Origin of the sequence: Aeromicrobium sp. (genome assembly GCF_025965075.1) — a bacterium.
GTDB lineage: Bacteria > Actinomycetota > Actinomycetes > Propionibacteriales > Nocardioidaceae > Aeromicrobium.
This window is the reverse complement of sequence record NZ_JAOPXQ010000163.1, coordinates 1-4026: the sequence shown is the minus strand read 5'-3', so window position 1 is coordinate 4026 and position 4026 is coordinate 1. Positions and strand designations below refer to the sequence as shown.

4 protein-coding genes are annotated in these 4026 nt (G+C 70.1%); all 4 read left to right on the top strand.

Annotated features, from left to right (window positions below):
• Window positions 1-591, top strand: a 591-nt coding sequence (locus JWQ91_RS10040; protein ID WP_297783117.1) for a transaldolase family protein, incomplete at its 5' end; no start/stop codon positions are given.
• 3 nt (window positions 592-594) lie between these two features.
• A complete protein-coding gene (locus JWQ91_RS10035) occupies window positions 595-2172 on the top strand; it encodes a glucose-6-phosphate isomerase (RefSeq protein WP_297783114.1) in 1578 nt (525 codons plus the stop codon).
• Window positions 2172-3689, top strand: a complete 1518-nt coding sequence (gene zwf, locus JWQ91_RS10030; protein ID WP_297783120.1) for a glucose-6-phosphate dehydrogenase — start codon at window positions 2172-2174, stop codon at window positions 3687-3689. The genes JWQ91_RS10035 and zwf overlap by 1 nt, the downstream gene beginning before the upstream one ends.
• A partial coding sequence (locus JWQ91_RS10025) for a glucose-6-phosphate dehydrogenase assembly protein OpcA (protein WP_297783111.1) occupies window positions 3689-4026 on the top strand: 338 nt, incomplete at its 3' end. The genes zwf and JWQ91_RS10025, both read left to right, overlap by 1 nt.

The window sequence follows — 4026 nt, the reverse complement described above, 5'->3', positions numbered from 1 at the left end:
TTCTCGCTCGAGCGGTACCGCGGAGTCATGGACGCCTACGTCACGGGGCTCGAGCAGGCCGACGCCGCAGGCCGTGACCTGTCAACTATCCACTCGGTGGCGTCCTTCTTCGTCAGCCGTGTCGACTCCGAGGTCGACAAGCGTCTGCCCGAGGACAGCCCCCTGCGTGGCACCGCGGCCCTCGCCAACGCCCGGCTGGCCTACGAGGCGTTCGAGGACATCTTCGGCTCCGACCGGTTCAAGGCGCTCGAGGCCAAGGGCGCCAACGCCCAGCGTCCGCTGTGGGCCTCGACCGGCGTCAAGGATCCGAACCTGCCCGACACGCTCTACGTCACGGAGCTCGTCGTCTCGGGCACCGTCAACACGATGCCCGAGAAGACGCTGCAGGCCGTCGCCGACCACGGCGAGATCATCGGCGACCGGGTGCACGGCACGTACGAGGAGTCACGCGACGCGATCGCGGCCCTCGAGCGCGAGGGCATCTCGTACGACGAGGTCGTCAAGATCCTCGAGGACGAGGGCCTGGAGAAGTTCGAGGCCTCGTGGAACGAGCTGCTCGAGACCGTCCGCGCCGAGCTCGACAAGGCCTGAGCCGTGGTCGAGGTCGTGCTCACGGTCCCGTCGCAGGACGAGTTCGACACGGCGTTGCGAGGTGCGATCGAGGATCGCGTCGCGTCGCGCCTGGCCGCCGAGGACCCCACCCTGTGGGGCCCGGATGCCGAGTCCGAGGCGAGCGTCCGGCTGAGCTGGACGCACCTGCCGGAGAGCTCGCGACCCATCGTCGCCGAGGTCGCCGAGCTGCGTGAGCAGCTCCTCGCCAAGGGCCTCGACCACGTCGTGCTGTGCGGCATGGGCGGCTCCTCGCTGGCGCCCGAGGTCATCTGCCACACCGCCGGTGTCGAGCTCACGGTGCTCGACTCGTCCCAGCCAGACATGGTCCGCCACGCGATCGCCGACCGGCTCGACCGGACCGTCGTGGTCGTGTCGAGCAAGTCCGGCGGCACGGTCGAGACCGACAGCCAGCGTCGCGCGTACGAGCAGGCGTTCCGTGACGCGGGCCTCGATCCCGCCGAACGCATCGTCGTGGTGACCGACCCGGGCTCGCCGCTCGACGACGAGGCCACCCGGGCCGGCTACCGGGTCTTCCGGGCCGATCCGCACGTCGGCGGCCGCTACTCGGCTCTGACGGCGTTCGGGCTGGTCCCCAGCGCGCTGGCCGGCGTCGACGTCGGTGCGCTGCTGGCGGAGTCCGAGGCCGCCGAGGCGGCCCTGTACGCCGACGACGCCGACAACCCGGGGCTGCGCCTCGGGGTCATGATCGGCGTCGCCAACCGCTACCAGGTCGACAAGCTCGTGCTCGCCGACCAGACCCGCCACGGTGTCGGCGACTGGATCGAGCAGCTCGTCGCCGAGTCGACCGGCAAGCGCGGCAAGGGGGTCCTGCCCGTCGTCGTGCCGTTCGAGAACGCGGTCAACTTCAACCCCAGCACGCCTGACTCGATCCTCGTGTCGATCGGCGCCGACGAGCCGGCGGAGGCCCAGTCCGGCTTCGCCGCGGCGATCTCGGGCCCGTTGGGCGCGCAGATGTTGCTGTGGGAGGTCGCCGTGTCGGTGGCCGGTCGGCTCATCGGGATCGATCCCTTCGACCAGCCCGACGTCGAGAGCGCCAAGCAGGCGGCCCGCGAGCTGCTCGACGGCGGAGGCACGATCCCCGAGCCCGACACGACGGACGACGGGATCGACATCTACGGCGCCGGCTCGACGGTCCAGGAGGCCGTCGACCAGCTGCTCGAGCAGGTCGACCTGCGCCACGGCTACCTCGCCGTGCAGGCCTATCTGGACCGCATCACGTACGCCGACTTCGCCGGGGTCCGCGAGGTGCTCGCGCAGCGGCTCGGGCGCCCCGTGACGTTCGGCTGGGGGCCCCGGTTCCTGCACTCCACCGGGCAGTACCACAAGGGCGGCACGCCCAACGGCGTGTTCCTGCAGATCACGGGCACGCCCACCGCCGACCTTGAGGTGCCGGGTCGCGACTTCACGTTCGGCTCCTTCATCGACGCGCAGGCCGCGGGCGATGCAGCGGTGCTGCGGGAGCACGGTCGTCCCGTGCTGCGGCTGCACCTGCACGACGTCGAGAAGGGTCTGCGAACCGTGCGCGAGGTCCTCGCGTGATCGGTGCGAACCCCCTGCGCGATCCCAAGGACCGCAGGCTCCCTCGCATCGCGGGCCCCTGCAGCCTGGTGATGTTCGGCGTCACCGGCGACTTGGCGAAGAAGAAGCTCATCCCGGCGGTCTACGACCTGGCCAACCGCGGCCTGCTGCCGCCCGGCTTCGCGCTCGTCGGCTTCGCCCGCGCCGACTTCGGCACGGACTCGTTCGCCAAGATGATCAAGCAGGCCGCCCGGGACGGTGCCCGCACCCCGTGGAGCGAGACGGTCTGGAAGCAGCTCGCCGCAGGCATCCGCTTCGTTCCCGGCGAGTTCGACGACGACGAGGCGTGGGAGCGCCTGGCCGACACGATGGACGAGCTCGACGAGCAGCAGGGCACGGGCGGCAACCACGCGTTCTACCTCTCCATCCCGCCGGGCCTGTTCCCCGTCGTGGTGTCGCAGATCAAGAAGCACGGCCTGGCCGAGTCCACCAAGGGCTGGCGGCGTGTCGTGATCGAGAAGCCGTTCGGCCACGACCTGCAGTCCGCGCAGGAGCTCAACCGCATGGTCGGCGACGTGTTCGAGCGCGAGTCGGTGTTCCGCATCGACCACTACCTGGGGAAGGAGACGGTCCAGAACATCCTGGCGTTCCGCTTCGCCAACGGGATGTTCGAGCCGATCTGGAACAGCCACTACGTCGACCACGTCCAGATCACGATGGCCGAGGACATCGGCATCGGCTCGAGGGCCGGCTACTACGACAGCATCGGCGCGGCCCGGGATGTCATCCAGAACCACCTGCTCCAGCTCATGGCGCTCATCGCGATGGAGGAGCCGGTCTCGTTCAACGCCAAGAGCCTGCGGCTGGAGAAGCAGAAGATCCTCGCCAACGCCCGTCCCCCGGCCCGCATGGACCTGCACACCGCGCAGGCCCAGTACGTCGCCGGCTGGGCCGGCGGCGAGAAGGTCCGCGGCTACCTCGAGGAGGACGGCGTCCCGGACGGGTCGCGCGCAGAGACGTACGCCGCGATCCGTGTCGACATCTCGACCCGCCGCTGGGCCGGCGTCCCGTTCTACCTGCGCACCGGCAAGCGCCTGGGCCGTCGCGTGACGGAGGTTGCGGTGATCTTCAAGCGAGCGCCGCACCAGCCGTTCAGCAAGAACGACGTCGAGGAGCTGGGGCAGAACGCCCTCGTGATGCGGATCCAGCCCGACGAGGGCGTGACGCTGCGGTTCGGCGCCAAGGTCCCCGGCACCACGATGGAGATCCGCGACGTCAACATGGACTTCGCCTACGGCGGCGCGTTCGTGGAGAGCAGCCCCGAGGCGTACGAACGGCTGATCCTCGACGTCCTGCTGGGCGATCCGCCGCTGTTCCCCCAGCACGAGGAGGTCGAGCTCGCCTGGGAGATCCTCGACCCCGTCATCGCGCACTGGCAGCGGGACAAGGACATCGACCAGTACCCCGCCGGCACGTGGGGTCCCCCCAGCGCCGACACGATGATGGCGCGTGACGGCCGGACCTGGAGACGTCCCTGATGGAGATCACGCTGGAGAAGACCAACTCGTCGCGCATCGCGCGCGCCCTCGTCAAGGCACGGGTGGCCGCCGGCAGCCCCGCGATGGACATGGTCCTGACGCTGCTGGTCGTGACGGACGACGACAACGTCGGTGCGGCGCTCAAGACCGCCACGATCCTGTCGCGCGAGCACCCCTCGCGCGTCATCGGCGTGATCCTCGGCGACGGGCGTGGCGCGGCCAAGCTCGACGCCAAGGTGCGGGTGGGTGAGAACTCGTCCGGTGAGTCGATCCTGCTGCGCATCGGCGGCGAGCTGACCCAGCACGCCGAGTCCGTCGTGCTCCCCCTGCTCCTGCC